Annotated in this window: 17 protein-coding genes; all 17 read right to left on the bottom strand. The window is 51.6% G+C overall.

Features of this window, described 5'->3' with window-relative positions; all coding sequences use genetic code 11:
- Positions 1-22: 22 nt before the first annotated feature.
- Positions 23-841 carry a 3-deoxy-8-phosphooctulonate synthase gene (kdsA, locus tag Q4E64_RS07995; protein WP_303167310.1) on the bottom strand — a complete coding sequence of 273 codons (819 nt, stop codon included), beginning with the start codon at positions 839-841 and terminating at the stop codon, positions 23-25.
- A gap of 12 nt (positions 842-853) precedes the next feature.
- Positions 854-1,585, bottom strand: a complete 732-nt coding sequence (gene kdsB, locus Q4E64_RS07990) for a 3-deoxy-manno-octulosonate cytidylyltransferase (RefSeq protein WP_303167309.1) — start codon at positions 1,583-1,585, stop codon at positions 854-856.
- Positions 1,585-4,116, bottom strand: a complete 2,532-nt coding sequence (gene lpxK / locus Q4E64_RS07985) for a tetraacyldisaccharide 4'-kinase (protein WP_303167307.1) — start codon at positions 4,114-4,116, stop codon at positions 1,585-1,587. The genes kdsB and lpxK overlap by 1 nt, the downstream gene beginning before the upstream one ends.
- A 19-nt stretch (positions 4,117-4,135) precedes the next feature.
- Positions 4,136-5,869 carry an ABC transporter ATP-binding protein gene (locus Q4E64_RS07980; protein WP_303167306.1) on the bottom strand — a complete coding sequence of 578 codons (1,734 nt, stop codon included), beginning with the start codon at positions 5,867-5,869 and terminating at the stop codon, positions 4,136-4,138.
- Complete coding sequence (lpxB, locus tag Q4E64_RS07975; RefSeq protein WP_303167304.1) at positions 5,866-7,002, bottom strand: lipid-A-disaccharide synthase; 1,137 nt, start codon at positions 7,000-7,002, stop codon at positions 5,866-5,868. The genes Q4E64_RS07980 and lpxB overlap by 4 nt, the downstream gene beginning before the upstream one ends.
- Positions 7,003-7,106: 104 nt before the next feature.
- Positions 7,107-7,913, bottom strand: coding sequence for an LpxI family protein (locus tag Q4E64_RS07970; protein ID WP_368501549.1), 807 nt, complete (start codon positions 7,911-7,913; stop codon positions 7,107-7,109).
- 5 nt (positions 7,914-7,918) lie between these two features.
- Entirely contained in the window at positions 7,919-8,710 is a 792-nt protein-coding gene (gene lpxA / locus Q4E64_RS07965) for an acyl-ACP--UDP-N-acetylglucosamine O-acyltransferase (protein WP_303167300.1), read from the bottom strand.
- Between the two features lie 192 nt (positions 8,711-8,902).
- Positions 8,903-9,346: a 3-hydroxyacyl-ACP dehydratase FabZ gene (fabZ, locus tag Q4E64_RS07960; protein ID WP_293553956.1), complete on the bottom strand. Its 444-nt coding sequence runs from the start codon at positions 9,344-9,346 to the stop codon at positions 8,903-8,905.
- 3 nt (positions 9,347-9,349) lie between these two features.
- Positions 9,350-10,198, bottom strand: coding sequence for a UDP-3-O-acyl-N-acetylglucosamine deacetylase (lpxC, locus tag Q4E64_RS07955; RefSeq protein ID WP_303167296.1), 849 nt, complete (start codon positions 10,196-10,198; stop codon positions 9,350-9,352).
- Between the two features lie 30 nt (positions 10,199-10,228).
- Complete coding sequence (locus Q4E64_RS07950) at positions 10,229-11,119, bottom strand: lysophospholipid acyltransferase family protein (protein ID WP_303167295.1); 891 nt, start codon at positions 11,117-11,119, stop codon at positions 10,229-10,231.
- Positions 11,120-11,184: 65 nt separating this feature from the next.
- Positions 11,185-12,207 (bottom strand): UDP-3-O-(3-hydroxymyristoyl)glucosamine N-acyltransferase, encoded by a 1,023-nt coding sequence (gene lpxD / locus Q4E64_RS07945; protein ID WP_303167294.1) that lies wholly within the window; start codon positions 12,205-12,207, stop codon positions 11,185-11,187.
- Positions 12,208-12,295: 88 nt separating this feature from the next.
- Positions 12,296-12,703 (bottom strand): OmpH family outer membrane protein, encoded by a 408-nt coding sequence (locus tag Q4E64_RS07940; RefSeq protein WP_303167292.1) that lies wholly within the window; start codon positions 12,701-12,703, stop codon positions 12,296-12,298.
- Positions 12,704-12,734: 31 nt separating this feature from the next.
- Positions 12,735-13,655, bottom strand: a complete 921-nt coding sequence (locus Q4E64_RS07935) for a hypothetical protein (protein WP_303167290.1) — start codon at positions 13,653-13,655, stop codon at positions 12,735-12,737.
- 43 nt (positions 13,656-13,698) lie between these two features.
- The gene (locus tag Q4E64_RS07930; protein ID WP_366935941.1) at positions 13,699-14,181 is read right to left on the bottom strand and encodes an OmpH family outer membrane protein; all 483 of its coding nucleotides are present in this window, start codon (positions 14,179-14,181) and stop codon (positions 13,699-13,701) included.
- Positions 14,182-14,275: 94 nt separating this feature from the next.
- Complete coding sequence (locus Q4E64_RS07925) at positions 14,276-15,544, bottom strand: hypothetical protein (RefSeq protein ID WP_303167288.1); 1,269 nt, start codon at positions 15,542-15,544, stop codon at positions 14,276-14,278.
- A gap of 20 nt (positions 15,545-15,564) precedes the next feature.
- Entirely contained in the window at positions 15,565-17,673 is a 2,109-nt protein-coding gene (locus tag Q4E64_RS07920) for an outer membrane protein assembly factor (RefSeq protein ID WP_303167353.1), read from the bottom strand.
- Between the two features lie 23 nt (positions 17,674-17,696).
- Positions 17,697-18,182: a hypothetical protein gene (locus Q4E64_RS07915; RefSeq protein WP_303167287.1), complete on the bottom strand. Its 486-nt coding sequence runs from the start codon at positions 18,180-18,182 to the stop codon at positions 17,697-17,699.
- Between the last annotated feature and the right edge of the window lie 147 nt (positions 18,183-18,329).

Below are 18,329 nucleotides of genomic sequence, written 5' to 3'. Positions count from 1 at the left end.
TCTGCCGCCACCTTTCCACAGCTTAACCGCGCACAATTTTATCAATAGCTAAAACGTCGGCCAGCAGCTTCTCCAAAGCGTCCAAACGCACCATATTGGGTCCGTCGGACAAAGCCTCTGCCGGATTATCGTGTACCTCTAAGAACAGGGCGTCAATGCCCACAGCCGCAGCTGCCCGCGCCATATGGGGCACATACTGGCTCTGGCCGCCGCTGGAAGTGCCCTGCCCGCCGGGAATCTGTACGCTGTGAGTAGCGTCCATCACTACGGGGTAGCCCAGCTCGCGCATAATCGCCAGACCGCGCATATCCGTCACCAGCGTATTATAGCCGAAGCTGGCGCCGCGTTCCGTCAAAAGCAGGTTACGGTTGCCTGCTTCCTCCACCTTTTTTACGACATTCTTCATATCCCAGGGTGCAAGGAACTGACCTTTTTTTACGTTCACGGTTTTGCCTGTTTTCGCCGCGGCCCATACCAGATCGGTCTGACGGCACAGGAAAGCCGGAATTTGCAGAATATCTACTACCTCGGCGGCCTTTTCTGCCTGCCAGGGCTCGTGAATATCCGTTACCACCGACACTCCCAGATCCGCTTTAATCTGAGCTAAAATTTTCAAGCCCTCGTCAATGCCGGGACCGCGGAAGGAGGCATAGGAAGAACGGTTGGCTTTGTCAAAGGAAGCCTTGAACACATAGGGGATGCCAAGCTTTTCACAAATAGCCTTCGTGCGCTGGCCGATCATCAGGCTGCGCTCATAGCCCTCCAAGACGCAGGGGCCTGCCATCAGCATCAGAGGATGACCCTGTCCTACCTCATAATTTCCAACTTTAACTATCTGCATGGTCAGCCTCCTTTATTTATTCATTTTAGCAAACAGCTCGTTGACTGCCGCCAAATCCTCTGGCGTATCTACGCCGATGCCTTGAAAATCGCTTTCCAACACCTTAATTTTATAGCCGTTTTCCAACGCGCGCAGCTGCTCCAGACTTTCCGCTCTTTCCAGCGGCGTCGGCGCCAAAGCGGCGTATTTCAGCAAAAATCCACGGCGGTAAGCGTAAACGCCCACATGCTTAAATACCTTGAAATTCTCCGGCTTTTTGCGGGGATAGGGCAGCAGGCTGCGGGAAAAATACAGCGCATAGCCGTTCAAGTCAGTTACAACCTTAACGGCGGCCGGATTATCGTATTCCTCTTCCCGCATAGCGGTTTTTAAGGTTGCCATCTGCAAATTCTCATCCGCAAAAGCTTCTGCCAAGCGGTCGATAACCTCCGGCGGCAGCATGGGCTCGTCGCCCTGTACATTAACGATAACGTCGGCGTCAGGATAGCTCAGCACCACCTCGGCCAAACGGTCGGTACCGCTGGGATGGTCGGGCGAGGTCATCATAACCTTGCCGCCGAAACTTTCCACAGCCTTTTGCACCAGCTCGTTATCCGTAGCCACCACTACCTCATCCGGCAGCTTGGCCTGGCAGGCACGCTCATAAACGCGCTGAATCATCGGCTTACCTGCAATCAAAGACAAGGGCTTGCCCGGAAGTCGGGTCGAAGCGTAACGGGCAGGAATGACACATAACACCTTCATTATTTATCAAGCTCCTTTTTAATGGCATTATTAATATATTCTTTGAACTTATCCATTCCCTCGGTAATGCAGATATCCATATTCAGGATATACAACGGTATTTCGCGGGTTGAATAAATAAATTCGGTAGGAATTTTAACGGCGTCCTTCGCCGTAGCGATCATGGCCACAGCCTTTAAGCTGCTGGCGCGTTCGTTAATGTACTGCATTTCCAGCATGCCGTAATCGTGGTGGTCGGGGTAACGCACCGACTCCAAAATATTCAGGCCGATACTGGACAGCGTCTGTTCAAAGGAGGACGGATTGCCGATAGCGGAAAAGACCATAACGTCCTTGCCGCGCAGCTCGTCCAGCTCTTTAAAGTTTTCGGAAATGCCTTTATACCAATCGGCAATTTCCACAAAATTTTTAGGATGATGCACGCTTTCCACCACAGGGGCTTTAGCGTTGTATTTAGCGATAATATTGCGCAGCTGCAGCCGGTTCAGCTTACTGCTCTGATCCGTCTTGGTCAGCAGGAACAAATCGCCGCGCGCCAGATTCTGCAAAGGCTCGCGCAAGGTGCCGCGCGGCAGCACGCAACCGTTGCCAAACATATTCAGCGTATCCACCAGCACCATATCCAAATCGCGCTCCAGCTGCCAATGCTGGTAGCCGTCGTCCATGATGATGACCTCCGCTTTCATTTTATCAACAGCATAGCGGCCGGTAACGGCGCGGTTCTTACCGATAATAACTGGTATGCCGGGCAATGTTTTAGCCATCAGGTAAGCTTCGTCGCCCGCCTCGTAGGCCGTCATAAAAATTTTCTGCCCGTCGGACACTACGCCCAGCTCCTTACCCCAATGGGAACGGTAACCGCGGTTGAGGATAACCACGCGGTAGCCCATGGCTTTGATAATGGCCGCTACCTTTTGCGCCGTGGGCGTTTTGCCTGTGCCGCCGACAGTAATATTACCGATGGAAATAACGCAGCAGTTCAGCTTTTCACCTTTTAAAATGCCGGATTCATACAGGCTCAGCTTACAGCAGACGCCGAATTCATACAAATAGGACATCCCCCGCAGCAGGGACAGCAGCAGCCAGCCCATAAACGGCGTTTCCGGCCCGTAAGCGATTCGATAAATATATTGAATCACAGCATCGCCGTGGCGCAGACGCGCGCCGCCCTCGTCCGTAAGGTTGCGCGTATTAACCGGGTAAACGGAGTATTCGCGCGCAGGCACTGCAGTCAGCTCCAGCAATTCCTTTAAATAGCGGATGCTGCGCACGTCAGCCCCGCGGTTTTCCTTAATAACCTGCAAAGAAGCCGCGCCCATCTGCGCCCGGCGTTCGCCGTTCTGCAGAATATCCAATATTTCGCTGGTCAGTTCATCCTTGCTATGCACCATTTTGCAAGCCTTCACCTTGCTTAACAGGGCATAGGAATCTTTAAAATTCTGCATACTGGGGCCAACTAAAATCGGCTTGGCATGCGCCGCTGGTTCCAGCACGTTATGCCCGCCGGTATTACTGAAAGACCCGCCGACAAAAACTACGTCGCCTACGGCGTAAATGCGTCCCAACTCGCCGATAGTATCGATAAGCAGCAGCGGATATTCCGCCCGCTCCCCCTGTTGCTCCAGCATTTTAGAACGATAACCTGTTTCATAACCGTAATGCGCCGCCAGCTTGGCAATCTCGTCGGCACGAGCCGTTTTACGCGGAGCGATTACCAAACGGGCATGAGGATAAGTTTCCCGCACCGCCTTAAAGGATTCCAGCAAAATCTTTTCTTCACCGGGATGCGTGGACCCGGCGACGATAATCGGGTAATCGTTCCTTAATCCTAATTCCAAACGGTATTTTTCCAAATCCGCAGGCGTTACTTCAGCATACGTCTGGTCGAATTTAGTATTGCCGGTAACAAAAATCTTCTTGCGTTCGGCGCCCAAATGCGCAATATAATCGGCGTCGATGCTGGACTGCATGCAAAAGCGCGTTACGGTATTCAACATATCGTCCCAGATACCGTAAAGGTACTTATAATTTTTCACCGATTTTTCCGAGATACGCCCGTTGACCATCATTACGGGGATATGCCGTTCGCGGATAGCCCGCAGAAAATTAGGCCACAGCTCCGTTTCTACCGGCATAAAAACGCCGGGATGTACAAGCTTGACCAAGGATTCGGCCACGAAGGGCAAATCCAGCGGGAAGTAAATAATAGCGTCCGCTTCGGGAATGATTTGCTTCGCCATATTGTAACCGCCTACGGTAAAGGCGGATACCAAAACCGGACGGTCGGGCATTTCCTTACGGATTTGCTTGACCAGCGGGCTGGTAGCAACGATTTCGCCTACGGACGCGCCGTGAATCCATACGCAGTCCTTGCGCATAACCTTAGCTATCTCTTCGCGCTTAATACGCCCAAAGACCTGCTGCTTAAACCGCAGCGCAAAACCTTTTTCCGTAAACAGGCGATAGGTGTAGTAAGGTATTACAAAAACTACCAGCACTATTAAAATGAGAATATTATACAGAAAATACATTTACTGACCTCTTTTCGCCTTAATCGGCTTCTTTGCTGCGATACTGAATTTTATATAAATGAGCGTACAAGCCGTCCTTGGCCATCAGCTCGTCGTGTGTACCCACTTCCGCCAGGCAGCCTTTTTCCAAAACCATAATTTTATCGGCGTTCTTAATTGTCGACAAACGGTGAGCGATAACAAAGGAGGTTCTGCCAATCATCAGCCTATCCAATGCTTCCTGCACTACGCGCTCGCTTTCCGTATCCAAGGCGGAGGTCGCTTCGTCCAAAATAAGGATTTGCGGGTTTTTCAAAATAGCCCTCGCGATGGAAATACGCTGACGCTGCCCGCCGGAAATATTAACGCCGCGATCGCCAAGCATAGTTTCGTACCCGTCGGGCAGCTCCATAATAAAATTATGAGCGTTAGCCGCCTTGGCCGCAGCCTCAATCTCTTCCTTGGTAGCGTCTAAGCGTCCGTACAAAATATTATCGTACACGCTGCCGTTGAACAGCACCGTTTCCTGCGGCACAATGCCCACCTGCTCACGCAGGGAATTGAGCGTCACGCCGCGGATATCGTACCCGTCGATAGTAATACTACCTTCCGTTACATCGTAAAAGCGCGGCAGCAGGCTGGCGACGGTAGATTTGCCTGCGCCCGAAGGCCCGACAAAAGCTATCATTTCACCCGGCTTGACGTCAAAGCTGACATGGTTCAATACAACCTCGCCGGGATTATAAGCGAAGGTAACGTCGTTAAAGCTCACATTGCCCTTTACCATGGGCAGTGCCTTAGCGTCCGGCGCATTTTTAATGGTTTCCGGTAAATCCAGCACGTCGAAAACGCGCTGTGCTGCGGCCAGCGCTTTTTGGATATTGCCGATAACGCGGCTCAGGCGCTTAATTGGATTGGAAATATTGACGGCGTAAGTCAAAAAGGCAACCAGGCTGCCTGCCGTAATCTTGCCGTCAATAACGCTGTTGCCGCCGTACCACAAAATAATGGTTACGCCGACAGCCGCCACAAACTCGATGGTCGGCGTCAACGTTGCCGACAGCTGCGCATATTTCATATTCGCGCGGAAGTTATTGAGGTTTTCGCGTTCGAAGCGGCCTATTTCATAATTTTCGCGAACAAACGACTTTATCACCCTCGCTGAAGAAACCGTTTCCTGCAAAACGGAAGTAATATCGGCCGTTACCTCCTGGATACGGCTGCCCGATTTGCGGATACGCTTGCCAAACCAGTCGATAAACAGCAGCACGACAGGGAAGGTACTAAAGGTAACTAAAAACAAGCGCCAGTCCAGATAAACCATCATCACAATAGAAGCGATCAAAATAACGCTTTCCGTTACCATTTCCACCACGTTTTCTACCATAGCGGACTGTAGGGCGTTAACGTCGTTAGTTACATAACTCATAATGGTACCGGTTTTATTTTTATCGTAAAAGCTCAAACTCAAACGCTGTAATTTTTCAAAAACCGCTTTGCGGATATCGATAATTACGCGCTGACCAACATAATTCATTAAATAGCTTTGCCCGTAATAAGCGAAGCCGCGGATAATAAAAACCACGATAATGCTGGCGACGATATAGTTAAGCATATCGGTATTTTTTTCCTTCAGCACCTGGTCGACCATATCTTTAATGATCCATGGCAGATAGGCCGTGCCGCCCGCCGCGATAGCAGTGCAAATAGCGGCGCACAAGCCGCGGAATATATAGGGGCGTATATATTGCAATGCGCGAAAATATAAATTCATTTCTTCTCCTCAGCTATTCTTAAAATTAGTTGAGCTACTCGCTCCACCGCGCCTGGCTCGCCTAAGCGCCGCTTCATATACGCTAAATCTGCGTCCAACTGCGGGCGGCGTTCAGGGTTCAACAGCTCTGCGGCTGTGCCGGCCAATTTAACGGGAGTAAAGTCCTCCTGCAGCAGCTCCGGCAAAATCTGCCTGCCTGCTACAATATTGGGCAAGCCGATATTGGGTATGTTGATGACCAAACGGGCGATAAAAGCGTTCAGCGCCGAAGTACGGTAGACGATAACGCTGGGCAGGCCGCACAAAGCCGCCTCCAAGGTAACGGTGCCGCTAGTGGCCAGCGCCAAATCGGCAACGCTGAATAAATCGTAATTATGCCCTTCCGTTATTTTAACCTCTAAGCCGGACTCCTTAATCTTGCTCTGCAGCAGTTCCAAAGGAATGGTTCCGGCCCGCGGCATAGCAAATTGCACCTCCGGCATTTGCTTCTGCAAAAGCCTGGCGCCTGCCAGCAGCGTGGGCAGCATTTTTTCTATTTCCATCAGCCTGCTGCCCGGCATAATCAGCACCAGCTTTTTTCCCGGTTCCTTACCGGCCCAGGCCGCCGCCTCCTCCCGCGTCATAGCAGGCTTCACTATATCCAGCAGCGGATGCCCCACGAATTCCACGGGTGCGCCAGCTTCTTTATATACGTCGTATTCAAAGGGAAAAATACAGGCCACCTTATCCACAAGCTTAGCTACGCTCTTAGCCCGGCCCTTATTCCAGGCCCAGGCCGAGGGAGCGATATAAGATACTACCGGTATGCCCTTATCATGGGCCAGCTTCGCCAGCTTCATATTAAAGCCAGGGTAATCGACTATCACCAGGCAATCGGGCTTGCGCTCGTCCATAACCCTAGCAAAATTGCTGCGCAGCCTGAACAAATCCGGCAGCTTGCGGATAACCTCCACAAAGCCCATAACGCCGTGGTCTTTGATATCGAACAGCACCTCGCCGCCGGCCGCGCGCAAAGCGTCCCCGCCCATGCCAAAGACCTGCGCCTCGCTGTCCATACTTTTTATGGCAGCAGTAATTGCCGCCGCATGAATATCGCCGGAGGCTTCACCGGCTGATATGAGAATTTTCACCATAATAACTCCTCGTTACAACCTACACATATTCAGTATATATTATAACACAAAAAGCGGCTGACATAAGCTGTCAACCGCTAAGAAATGCGAAATTTTTACGATATTTATTTAACCAGAATAGTAATATTGTGCTTATCAGCCAAAGAAATTACTTTTTCCCGCTCTACAAGCAAGGTATTGCCAGCTTCAATGACAATGCCGGTAGCTCCCGCGTAAATCATTGATTCCATGGTCTTAGTGCCGAAGCCGGGAATATCGAAGCGCTGATCCTGTGACGGCTTGGCAGCCTTGGCCACAATAACGCCGCCCTTGCCTAAATAACCGCCGCGCAAAATGCAGGCGTCCGTGCCTTCGATAGCCTCCACCGCCATCACCGCACGGTTTTTCACCACCACAGTCTGCCCAATATCCAGCCCGCCGATGGCCTTCGCCATTTCAAAGCCGAATTCCATATCGGCCAGCTCTGCCTCCGTAGGCTTGCGCTTGGTCAGCACGCCGGGCTGCGGCAGCAGCGGCTTGATCAGCACAGTCTGGTCCATAACCTCGATGCCCTCGCCCTCCAGCTCCTTAACGATAGCGTTCATAATAGTATCGTCCTTGCGGTCGGGCACGCTGGCTAAAATTTTAATCGCCCGCAGGTCGGGAACGATAGCGCCTGCCTTGTACAGAACCTCTTTCGTTACCTTACCTATCATAGTCACGCGGGTCACTCTATGCTTTTTCAGCGTAGAAATAATTTTACCTATTTTGCCGATATTGATATCGTAATAAAAATCAACGCTGTCCGCCAGCTCCTCGTCGATACCGGGAACCACGCCTACGGCTACAACCTCGTAGCCCAGGCTCTTGGCCGACCGCGCCACCTCCACCGGCAGATGACCGACGCCGGAAAGTACGCCTAAAACCTCCATAGCCATCAGCCCTTGCGAGTGCGGATAATGCCGCGCTCTACAGTGCGCAGGAAGCGCATCAAATGCTCTACCGGCTCGCAGCTGTTAAGCTCCGCTTCCATGGTAGCAATAGCCTCCTGCAGGGGCAAACCGCTGCGGTACAGAATACGGAAAGCCTTTTTCAGCTCGCTGCGTTCCTCCTGCGGCATACCTGCGCGTGCCAGGCCCACGCTGTTCAAGCCGGATACGAAGGCCGGGTCGCCGGCTACAATCATAAAGGGCGGAATATCCTGGGAGGCGCGGGCCATGCCGCCTACCATAGCGTTGCGGCCGATCTTGCAGAACTGGTGCACAGCAGCCAGACCGCCGATAACGGCACGGTCCTCCACAATAACGTGACCTGCCAGCGTAGCTACGTTGGACATGATTACGTTATTGCCCACGATACAGTTATGGGCCACATGGGTATAGGCCATCATCAGAATATTGTTACCGATGCGCGTTTCATTACCTTCGCCGCAGGCTCTGTTGACGGTGCAGCATTCACGAAAGGTACCGCCGTCGCCAATAATCGTCCGCGTCTGTTCGCCGACAAATTTTAAATCCTGCGGTACGGCGCCAATCGAGCAGCCGGGGAAAAACCGATTGTTTTTACCCACGGTAGTATATTTATGAATCGTAACATGAGCGCCAATCACACAACCGTCGCCAATAACGGTGTCCTCATCTATAACAGCATAAGGCCCTACCTTTACGTCCTTCCCAATAACTGCGTCTGGATGAATAATTGCCGTTTCATGGATTCCGCTCTCAGGCATTATTATCGAACTCATTATCTTCACTCCCCAGAAAATTAATCAAACAATTAAATTCAAATATAATACTATAATCACAGCCAGCAAGCTTTTTTTACAGGCCGAAAAAGGTATTTATTCTTTATTTAATCCAAAATAAGCCGTCTAGCTCGCTTATACTACTTATTTCTGCTTGTTTGATAATTTTCTCGCGTTTTAATTTTTCGGGTCCATAATGGCAAAGGTGCAGTCGCATTCGCAGGCTACCTTGCCGTCCACCTTGCCCTCGCAATGGATAATGCCCATATTGCCGCGCATAATTTTCGTTACTTCGGCAGTCGTTACCACCTGATCCCCCGGCACTACCTGCTTGCGGAAGCGCACGTTGTCGATTTTAGCAAAAACGGCGATTTTGCCGCGGTTTTCTTCGGGATACAGCATAGCTACGCCGCCGACCTGCGCCATAGCTTCAATCAGCAGCACGCCGGGCATAATGGGCTCATTGGGAAAATGACCTAAAAACTGCATTTCGTTAGCCGTAATATTTTTGATGCCTACAGCGCGCTTCATCGGTTCAATTTCCAGAATACGGTCTACCAGCAGCATGGGATAACGATGGGGTAGAATCTTCTTTATTTCGTTAATATCCAGAACGGTCATGATTTACTCCTCCTTTGTTCTATAAGCCTGAATCTGCTTAGCGATTTGCGAATTAAATGCGTGGCCGGTTTTTACGGCGATAACATGCGCCTTAATAGGACCTAAAAGATACAGGTCGCCAATCACATCAAGTATTTTATGACGGATAAGCTCGTCCTCAAAACGCGGCACGGAAAGAATCTTATCCTCGTCGAAAACAACCACGTTTTCCAAGGAACCGCCCAGTCCCAGGCCCATTTTACGCAGCATTTCCAGCTCATGGGTAAAGGCCACTGTGCGGGCAGGCATAATCTCCTTTTGATAGCTTTCCTTATCCAAAAGAATATCAAAATACTGGGTGCCCAGCATGGGATGCTTGTTAATAGAGGTAAAGGAAATTCTGTAGCCGTCATAGGGCAGCACGGCGATGTAACGGTCGCCGTCATATACCGTAAACGCTTTGTCCACGGCATAAACCCTGCGCTCAGCCTCCTGCTCCTGCAGGCCGGCCTTCTCCAGCAGCTCGCAGAAAACCTTGGCGCTGCCGTCCGTTACCGGCGGCTCAGGGGAAGACATTTCAATATAAATATTATCGATAGCCATCATGGCTAAAGCGCTCATCAAATGCTCGACCGTAAAAACCTCGGCGCCGTTGGCGCTCAAGGTTGTAGCCTTCACCGTAGAGCTGACATTTTCTGCAAGCGCCTTAATTTCCGGTCTGCCCGGCAGGTCGGTACGCACAAAAATAATGCCTGCCCCGGCGGCAGCCGGCTTAAAGGTCATCAGCACATCCTTGCCGGAGTGAAGGCCTATTCCCGAATAGGAAACCTCTTTGGCGATGGTATGCTGCCTTGCTTTATTTTGCTCGGACATCTTCATCCTCCTTAGTATAATTTTTATAATTTATTTTTTCCTGCCAAATCGCTGCTTGCCGTCCTTCCAGCGATCATGCACCCAAAACCACATTTCCGGATGGGCTGTGATCTCCTGTTCCAAAACGTCCACCAGCTTTTTAGTAACATCGTAAAAATCCTGCTGTTTATCCTTAGTATGCTGCGTGTACAGCGGCGGATAGATTTTTGCCGTACAGGTGCCGTCGTCGTTATTATGTAAAAAAATAGGCAGGATTGGCGAGCCGTAAATGCGCGATAAGGCGGCCGCGCCCAAGGGTATAATGGATCGCTTGCCAAACAGCTCAATTTCCACGCCGTCGTCGTTGGTATCCTGATCGTACAGCACGCCCAAAAGATGCTTTTCCCTGAGCATTCTGCTGATAGCCAGCAAGCCGTGCTTGCCGCGGTTGTACGTTACCTTCTGCCCCACCATCTGACGGAATTCGTTGATGGCCTTATCCATATAGCTGTTGTTCTGCTTACGGGTAATGGACAGCATGGGATAGCCGTGCAGCGCCACCGTAGCGCCCAAGAGCTCCCAGTTGCCGTAATGTCCCGTACACATAATGACGCCCTTATCCTCGGCGTAGGCCTGCTCCAGATATTCCAGCCCTTCAACCTGCACCAGCTCATGAATATTGTCCTTATTGAGCAAAGGAAAACGCAGTACCTCGACCACCATACGTCCAAAACGATGCAGGCTGTCCTCGGCTATCTGCCGGGCTCTTTTGGCGTCCACGCCCAAACATTCCTGTACGTTGGCGGCCGCCATCTGCAAACGCCATGCAGGCACCACCAAAACGGCCACTCTGCCCAAAAAGGCGGCGAACAAATTTCGCAGGCATACCGGCAGAATACACATCAATTTGCTAAAAAATTTTACAGTATAATAACCAAACACTTTACCTCACGCTCGGCGCGCACTGCTGCTATGCCTCAGGCACTTGCTTGCGCGCCGGCCATCGTTTATTTTTTCAATTGCGCCAATTCCTTTTCCAAGGCTTTAATGCGCTTGAACATATCGCCCACCTTGCGCACGTTAGCCTCTTGGCGCAGCCATTCCTTCATGGGCATAGCAGGGAAGCCGCCCATCACGGAATTATCGGGCACATCGTTGGTAATGCCGGTTCTGCCGCCAAAGACGCAATTATTGCCGATGGTAATATGTCCCACAGTACCAACCTGTCCGGCGAAGGTTACGTTATTGCCCACGGTTACGCTGCCGGAAATACCTACATGCGCCACTACCAGGCAATTCTCGCCCAGAATATCGTTATGGCCCAGGTGTACCAGATTATCGATTTTAGTCCCCTTGCCCACGATAGTGCTGTCCACCGTAGCCCGGTCAATACAAGTATTGCTGCCGATTTCCACATCGTCCTGCAAAATTACGTTACCGGTCTGCAGTACCTTGCTGTGCTTGCCGTTCTGGGTAATATAGCCAAAGCCGTCGCCGCCGATAACGGCGCCGGACTGCAAAATTACGCGGTCGCCCAGCACACAGTCCTCGCGCACGGTAGTATTAGGATAAAGCGTACAATCCTTGCCCATTTTTACGCGCTTGCCCACATAAGCGTGAGGATAAAGCACGCAGCCGTCGCCAATCTCCGCTCCGTCCTCTACGACGGCAAAGGGCTGCACAGCCACGTTGCTGCCGAGCTTAGCCTCCGGAGAAACATAGGCTAAAGGACTGATTACGCGCTCCACATCCTCCTGCGGGCGGAACAGCTCCAGCAGGGCGGCAAAAGCGGCGCGGGGATTTTCCACGCGAATAACCGGTCGCCCGTCCAGCTCCGGGTCAGCAGGACTGAGCACCATAACGCCGGCCTTGCTTAAATGGCAATGCTCCACATGGGGCGGTACGGCAAAGGATATATCCTGCGGACCAGCTTCTACCAGACCGTTTACGCCGGTAATCTTCAGCTCCGGATTATCATGCTCCACTGTGCCATGTAAAAATTTTGCTAATTCTTGTACACTCTTCTCCATTTCAAACCTCCATCAAATACACCGCGCCAGCAAAATATTTACTGAACACGAAAAGCGGACGGGCCAACCCGCCCGCTCAGGGTGCGTTTTATTGCATTTTGGCAATAACCTCTTTAGTAACGTCGGTACCGCCTTGAGGAACGGCCTCTTTAATCATAATAGCGCCTAAATTTTTTTCCTTGGCTACCTGATTAAGAGCGGTATCCAGGCTGGCCTTCAGCTTATTCTGCGCCTCGCTTTGAATCAGCTTGGCCTTAGCGCCGTAATCCTCGGCAATCTTAGCGGCTTCTTCGCCATTTTTGCCTTCCATATCCTTATCCATTTGCGCCTTTAAATCGCTCATCTGCTTGGTTACGTCCTCCTTAGTGTTTTTCACTACGGGAGCTTCCGTTTCCACCTGCTTCATATCGACCACGCCAAATTCTGCGTTGCGGCCGCTGCAGCCAAAGGTCAGCATAGAAGCTGCAACCAGCAAGCCTGCAATTATTTTTTTCATGTTCAAAACCTCGCTTATCATATTCTTTGCTTTATTGTTTATTCAAATTGCTTATCACAAGGTCCGTTATATCTTCGGCCTTGAGATTAACCTTATATTGATTAAATACGATGGTGTAGCCGCGTTCGTGCGCCAAACGCACGGCCTGGCTTTCAATATCCTTATTAATCTGCTGCTTGAGCCGGTCGTTCTTATCCTGCTGCTTGGCAATCTCGCGGTCCATAATCGCCAATGCGTTCTGCAACGCCTTGGGTGCGGCGCTCATCAGCTCCTTGTCCCGATCGTCCTTATCCGACAGCTGCGCCTGCATTTTACTGCGATAAGCGGCCGCCGCTTCAGCCATACGCGCTTGCATTTGCGCCGCATAAGGCTTAACCTTGGCGTCGACCAAGGCCTGTTTTTCCAGCTCCAGCTCCATCACGCGACTGCCGCGCTCATGCTGAGCCTGCTCCAGCTCCTGCTGCAAGGCTTTGCGCTCGTCCGGCTTCAGCCTGATGGATTCTAAAAGCGCGCGCAGGTTAAAAATTTTCAGCTGATAGCTGTCCTCGATTTCCTTTTTACGCGGAGCCAGCTGCTCTGCCGCTTCCTTCTCGGCTGCGGCGATAAAGCTTTGCAGCTTTTTATTTTCTATTTCCCGCTGCTCCACCATTCTGGTATTAAAGTCCGCCGTCAAATAGCTTTGCTCGCTGAGCTGCCGTAAATTGCGCAGCTTATTCAGACTTCCCAGCTGCGCCTGCGCCAGCTTTTCCTGTCCCTGCCGTTTTCCCAGCAAATCCTTGAGCACGCCCTCGCCCTGCTTGAGCTTGCCGTATTGCGGATGCCCGCCGACGGCTTTTTCCCAATTAACCACGGCGATTTTATCCTGCGGTCCCAAACGGCTGGCGCCGCAAGCTGAAATCAGCATGGCTACTGCCGCGGCGACTGCTATCTTCCCCAGCGTTTTCCCAACCATGCCAACCTCCTCCTAACGACAACACAATAATTTAGCGAAAGCCTTATTTACCGGACTGCAAAGCCTTGGCTACCTCGTCCGTAATATCCACGCCGCCGTAAACCACAGTACTCTTTTCTACGACAACGGACAAGCCCTTCTTATCGGCTACTTTTTTAATCGTAGCTTCAATGCTCTTAATCACCGGGTCCATGAGCTCCTTCTGCTTATTTTGCAAACGCTCCTGAATCTGGGTATAGTAGCGTCTCTTTTCGGCCTCGTTCATTTCCTTGCTTTTTTCGTCAAAATCCTTTTGAGCATTCTCGATTTCCGTTTTCATAGCGTCGTCCACGCCCTTCAGGTCGGGGCTTTGCGAAATCAGCATCTGATAATTTACTACGCCGATAGCCGATTCGCTGGACGCTGCGGAAGCCGTTTTGCCAAAGCCGCTTTGCGTCAAGGACAAAGCGAAGCAGCCTAAAACAAAGATGGCCGCAACAAAGAGAGACACCAGTTTTACATTTTTAGGATTACGCAATTGCTGCATCATAATCAGAATCCCTACTTTCTTTACTAAAAATTTAGATAGATACACATATATAATTTATTATAGCAGTCTGCAAGCATTCTTTCAAGAATTGCTACAGATTTCCTATAATTCGTAAATAAAATTCATCGCCGCCATAGACGTACTCGGCGCTCAAAAATTCGTGAATGCGGTACCGCACGCCGAATTCATTGCGGTCGTCGCCTGAAAAATGCTCGGCCCGCAAGCGCCATTTGGGACTTAAATTATATTCCAGCCGGTAATCGTTATCGCCTACGGGCATTCGCCGCATATAGCTCCACACGCTTTTGCCCCAATAACGGGCATAGCCTGCGCCGAAGCGCCACTGCACGTCATCCAGAATAACCTCCGCTTCGCCGAAAGCCTCGTCCTGCGGCGAAATAAACTTACCTATATGCGCTTTGCCGGAAAGGTTATCCTTATCGCGGCCGACATCGCCGTAGCCCTCGAACCAAAGCTTATAATCGTCCGAATTGATCATAATATTGACGCCCAGATTAGCGCCCGGCGTCAAACGCACAGACGGCTGTAAACGAAAATTCTGCACAGCCTGCTCCGCCAGCAGTTTATCCATCAGTATTTGCTCCAGCTCCTCCTTATGCGCCTGCACATAAGCCACCGGCAAGCCGCGCAGCTTATCGCATTCGGCTAAGTACTTATACTTCAGCTCCATAAGCAGAATATTGGGAATGGCTTCGCTACGCAGCTCGTATTTAATATTGCTCACCAGCTGCCCTACGGGATAAATGACCACCTGCACTACGGTGCTTTGCTTATCCTGCACCACGTCCACAGCCGCCTTAAATTCCGGCAGCCGTTCTTCCACCTGCTGCCGCGCCATTTTACGCAGCACGCCGCCGGCCCAATCCCCGGCGTCCTCGGACGCGCCGCTGATGGCCTGCTCCAGCTCCCGCTTGAGCGACGGTATCCGCTGCTGCAGCAGCTCCGCCGTCTGCGGCTCTACGCCGGAAAACTGCAAATCCACCAGCGGCTGGCTGATAATCCTGTTCCACGGTCTGGCATAAAGCACAATATCAGTTTGCGCGCCAGGCTGCAGCCGCACCCCACTCAGCTCGTAGCCTGTAAAAACGCGGTCGCCTATTTCCGTCAGCAGGCGTTTATAATCCTCGCCGGCGGCGGCCACCTTATCGGCGTCCTTATCCAAAAAAAGCTGATCGGCGACTACCTGCATACTGCCGCTCATTTTATCCAGCAAAATCTGGCTGGTGCCGCCGTTGACGTCCACCACCTGCACGCTGACATTTTCAATTTGCGCAGAAAAAGCTTGCTGCAATGGCAAGCATGTCATTGCAGCAAGGATTAAAATTTTATTCAGCTTCATTACAGCCATCGCCCCACAGCTTAGAACTGCCCGCCAAAGCTAAAGTGGAACTTGCCGCCGTCCTCACCGTAGCCATAATCCAGTTTAACGGGGCCCAAAGGAGAATTGATGCGCAGGCCCACGCCGTAGCTGTTCTTAATCAGACCGAAATCAAATTCATCCTCGTGGCGTTTATCCCAAGCGTAACCGTTATCGGTAAAGAGTACGCCCTGTACCTTCTTAACAATGGGGAAGCGGTACTCCAGCGTAGCCTTAACCATGCTGTTGCCGCGGAACTGGTCGTCCTCGTAGCCGCGCAGGGTATCGCTGCCGCCCATGGAGAAGCGCTGGCTCAGCGGCATATCGCCGTCGGCATAGCCTGCGCCCAAGTTCAGAGCCCAAACGCTTTCGCCGCCCGCACGATAGTAATAACGGTAATCGGCGGTAAATTTAGTAAAGTCAAAATCGCCGCCCAGGCCGCCGGCCCACTCTAAGCTGTAGCCGATGCGCTTGCCCTCGTGGGGATCGTAAATATTATCGCGGGAATCGAAGACGCGCCCCAGCGTAATACTGCGCGTCGTACCGAAGTTTTCCTTACGGCGTTCTTCCGGTGTGCTGGGCATCCAGCTTTCATACTTGCCGCTGTTGGTAAACTGCTTTTCATAATATTGGTCGGTATCGCCTTCATAGCCGTCGGCTTCGCCCTTGTAGATATCCTCACGGTTCTTCAAGGTAATATAATTGCTTATGAATTCATTATCCGTCTTGCGGCTGAAGGTCAGCTCCTGGCCGCGGCGCTTTTTATCGTAACGCGCGATTTCGTCGCCGTCGATATTATAGTCGGCGTATTCGTTAGTGATATCGTACAAATTCAGCGTCGCGCTGGTTTCCTTATCGTCAATCCAAGGACGGGTATAGCTGAAATCATAGTTCTTGTTATCCTCGCCGCCAAATTCCCAACGGATATTGACCCTGTCGCCAGTGCCGCGGAAATTCTTATCGCCGATGGAAACCATGCCGACAAAGCCGTCGGCGTTACTGTAGCCCGCGCCGATACCGAAAGTACCGGTGTTCATTTCCACTACGGAAATTTCTACCTCGACGGAATTAGGCTCGCGGCCGGGATTCAGCTTGATATTTACATCTTCAAAATAGCCCAGGTTGTACACGCGCTGCATACTGCGGCGAGCGTCCTTGGCGTTAAAGGGCTTGCCTTTTTTCAGCTTCATCTCACGGGTAATAACGTAATCCTTACACTTTACATTACCCTTTACCTTGAAGTCCTCGACGATGCCCTCGTTGACGGTCACGTTCAGCGTGCCATCCTGCTCCATATGCACGTCCGTTACGCGCGCCAGAATATAGCCGTTGGAACGGTATTCCTCCTCCAGCTTCTGCACGCTTTTATTGATTTGCTTCAAATTGGCGACCTTGCCCTGCTCCAAATCAAAGCAGGCGTCCACCCTTTTGCTGTCGATAACCGTATTGCCCTGCACCTTGACGGACTTATACACGGGATTTTCCAGCACATGGTAAATAACCTGCACGCCCTCCGGCACAGCCTTAAATTCGGGATGCAAATCATAGAACCAGCCCATATCGTAAATGGCGCTCAAGTCCTCCGTCAGTCCGGCTTCCGTAAATTCCATGCCGGGCTTAGTCTTTAACGCAGCTAAAACGTCCTCTGCGGGAACGGTAGCGTTGCCTTCGATTATTTGCTTGGTAATGGTTTTACCCAAATACGGCTCCAAGCGGTTTTCTTCTTGCTTCTGCTCCTGAACGGCAGCTGCTTCTGCCGCAGGCTCCTGCACAGCTTCGGCTGCAGGCTCTGCTTGCTTCTCAGGCTCCTGTGCCTTTTGTACGCCAGGTTCCGTTGGCACGGCGACAGTTTCAGGCTCGTCTGCGGGAGCTGCCGCAGCGGCGTCGGACGGCGCTGCACTATTCTGAGCGTCGGCTGCAGCGGCAGTCTGGGCGGCGTTCTCACGAGCCGCCGTATATGCCGCCTCCACGGAGTCTGTTTCTGCTGCAGACTCCAAGACTGCTGGCGGAGTCGCAGCCTCCGCGATTTGTATATCATCAGCATAAACCGGCAAGCCCAGCAGCATTGCTGCCAAGCCCACCCTCAAAGGCTGCCGTAGGGTTCTTTTCATCAATGGATTATCCTCCTTGCGCTTCATTTAGAGTTGCTTAACTCCACTCGCGCCGACTGCACAAGCTTGCGCATATCGGCTTTAGATATAGTAACCTGTTGCTTTTCCGGTTCTTCGCCGGCAGCGGTGATATCCTGCTGAACAGTTTGCTTCGCGACCGCTGTTTTAACGGGAACGGCCTGCCGCACAGGCGCAGTTACCGGCGTCGACACGTGCGCTCCTGCCGGAGCGGCGGCCGCCCGCCTCTGCAAATAATGGTCCTTGGCGCAATACCAACCGCCGAAGCCAGCCAGAACCAAAAGCCCGGCGGCGCAGGCCGCCAAAAGGTGGCGGTTCCAGCTCCAGGGAACGTCCTTTTTCCGGCGCAGGTTTTTTAGCTCTGCTTCCGCCAGCATCAGGTCAAGCTCGCCGCGAATATCCTTATTGTCTAAAAAGCTTTGCTCCGCGTTATCCAAACTGCTTCTTACGCTGCGGATACGCCGAAAAAGCGAACGGCCCGACCGCTCCATGCTAAAACCCCTTTCTGCCGGAATCGAAAAATAAACGATTATGCTTATAACAGTCGATAATTATCAGGAATTTTAACAGACCGTTTAAGCAGATTTTACCAGCTTTGAGTTAATTTTCGCTGAAATGCTTCTATTTACGCAATAAAC

The sequence above is a fragment of the Phascolarctobacterium sp. genome (assembly GCF_030531065.1).
Taxonomy (GTDB): Bacteria; Bacillota; Negativicutes; order Acidaminococcales; family Acidaminococcaceae; genus Phascolarctobacterium_A.
The sequence above is the reverse complement of the archived record's forward strand: the minus strand, read 5'-3'. Positions and strand labels throughout refer to the sequence as shown.

Coding starts and splice junctions, on each gene's coding strand:
- kdsB (WP_303167309.1), bottom strand. CDS start 1,585: ATGAAGGTGTTATGTGTCATTCCTGCCCGTTACGCTTCGACCCGACTT.
- Q4E64_RS07925 (WP_303167288.1), bottom strand. CDS start 15,544: ATGAAGCTGAATAAAATTTTAATCCTTGCTGCAATGACATGCTTGCCA.
- lpxC (WP_303167296.1), bottom strand. CDS start 10,198: ATGTCCGAGCAAAATAAAGCAAGGCAGCATACCATCGCCAAAGAGGTT.
- Q4E64_RS07940 (WP_303167292.1), bottom strand. CDS start 12,703: ATGAAAAAAATAATTGCAGGCTTGCTGGTTGCAGCTTCTATGCTGACC.
- Q4E64_RS07935 (WP_303167290.1), bottom strand. CDS start 13,655: ATGGTTGGGAAAACGCTGGGGAAGATAGCAGTCGCCGCGGCAGTAGCC.
- fabZ (WP_293553956.1), bottom strand. CDS start 9,346: ATGACCGTTCTGGATATTAACGAAATAAAGAAGATTCTACCCCATCGT.
- Q4E64_RS07980 (WP_303167306.1), bottom strand. CDS start 5,869: ATGAATTTATATTTTCGCGCATTGCAATATATACGCCCCTATATATTC.
- Q4E64_RS07970 (WP_368501549.1), bottom strand. CDS start 7,913: ATGGAGGTTTTAGGCGTACTTTCCGGCGTCGGTCATCTGCCGGTGGAG.
- Q4E64_RS07930 (WP_366935941.1), bottom strand. CDS start 14,181: ATGCAGCAATTGCGTAATCCTAAAAATGTAAAACTGGTGTCTCTCTTT.
- Q4E64_RS07920 (WP_303167353.1), bottom strand. CDS start 17,673: ATGAAAAGAACCCTACGGCAGCCTTTGAGGGTGGGCTTGGCAGCAATG.
- lpxK (WP_303167307.1), bottom strand. CDS start 4,116: ATGTATTTTCTGTATAATATTCTCATTTTAATAGTGCTGGTAGTTTTT.
- Q4E64_RS07915 (WP_303167287.1), bottom strand. CDS start 18,182: ATGGAGCGGTCGGGCCGTTCGCTTTTTCGGCGTATCCGCAGCGTAAGA.
- lpxB (WP_303167304.1), bottom strand. CDS start 7,002: ATGGTGAAAATTCTCATATCAGCCGGTGAAGCCTCCGGCGATATTCAT.
- lpxD (WP_303167294.1), bottom strand. CDS start 12,207: ATGGAGAAGAGTGTACAAGAATTAGCAAAATTTTTACATGGCACAGTG.
- kdsA (WP_303167310.1), bottom strand. CDS start 841: ATGCAGATAGTTAAAGTTGGAAATTATGAGGTAGGACAGGGTCATCCT.
- lpxA (WP_303167300.1), bottom strand. CDS start 8,710: ATGCCTGAGAGCGGAATCCATGAAACGGCAATTATTCATCCAGACGCA.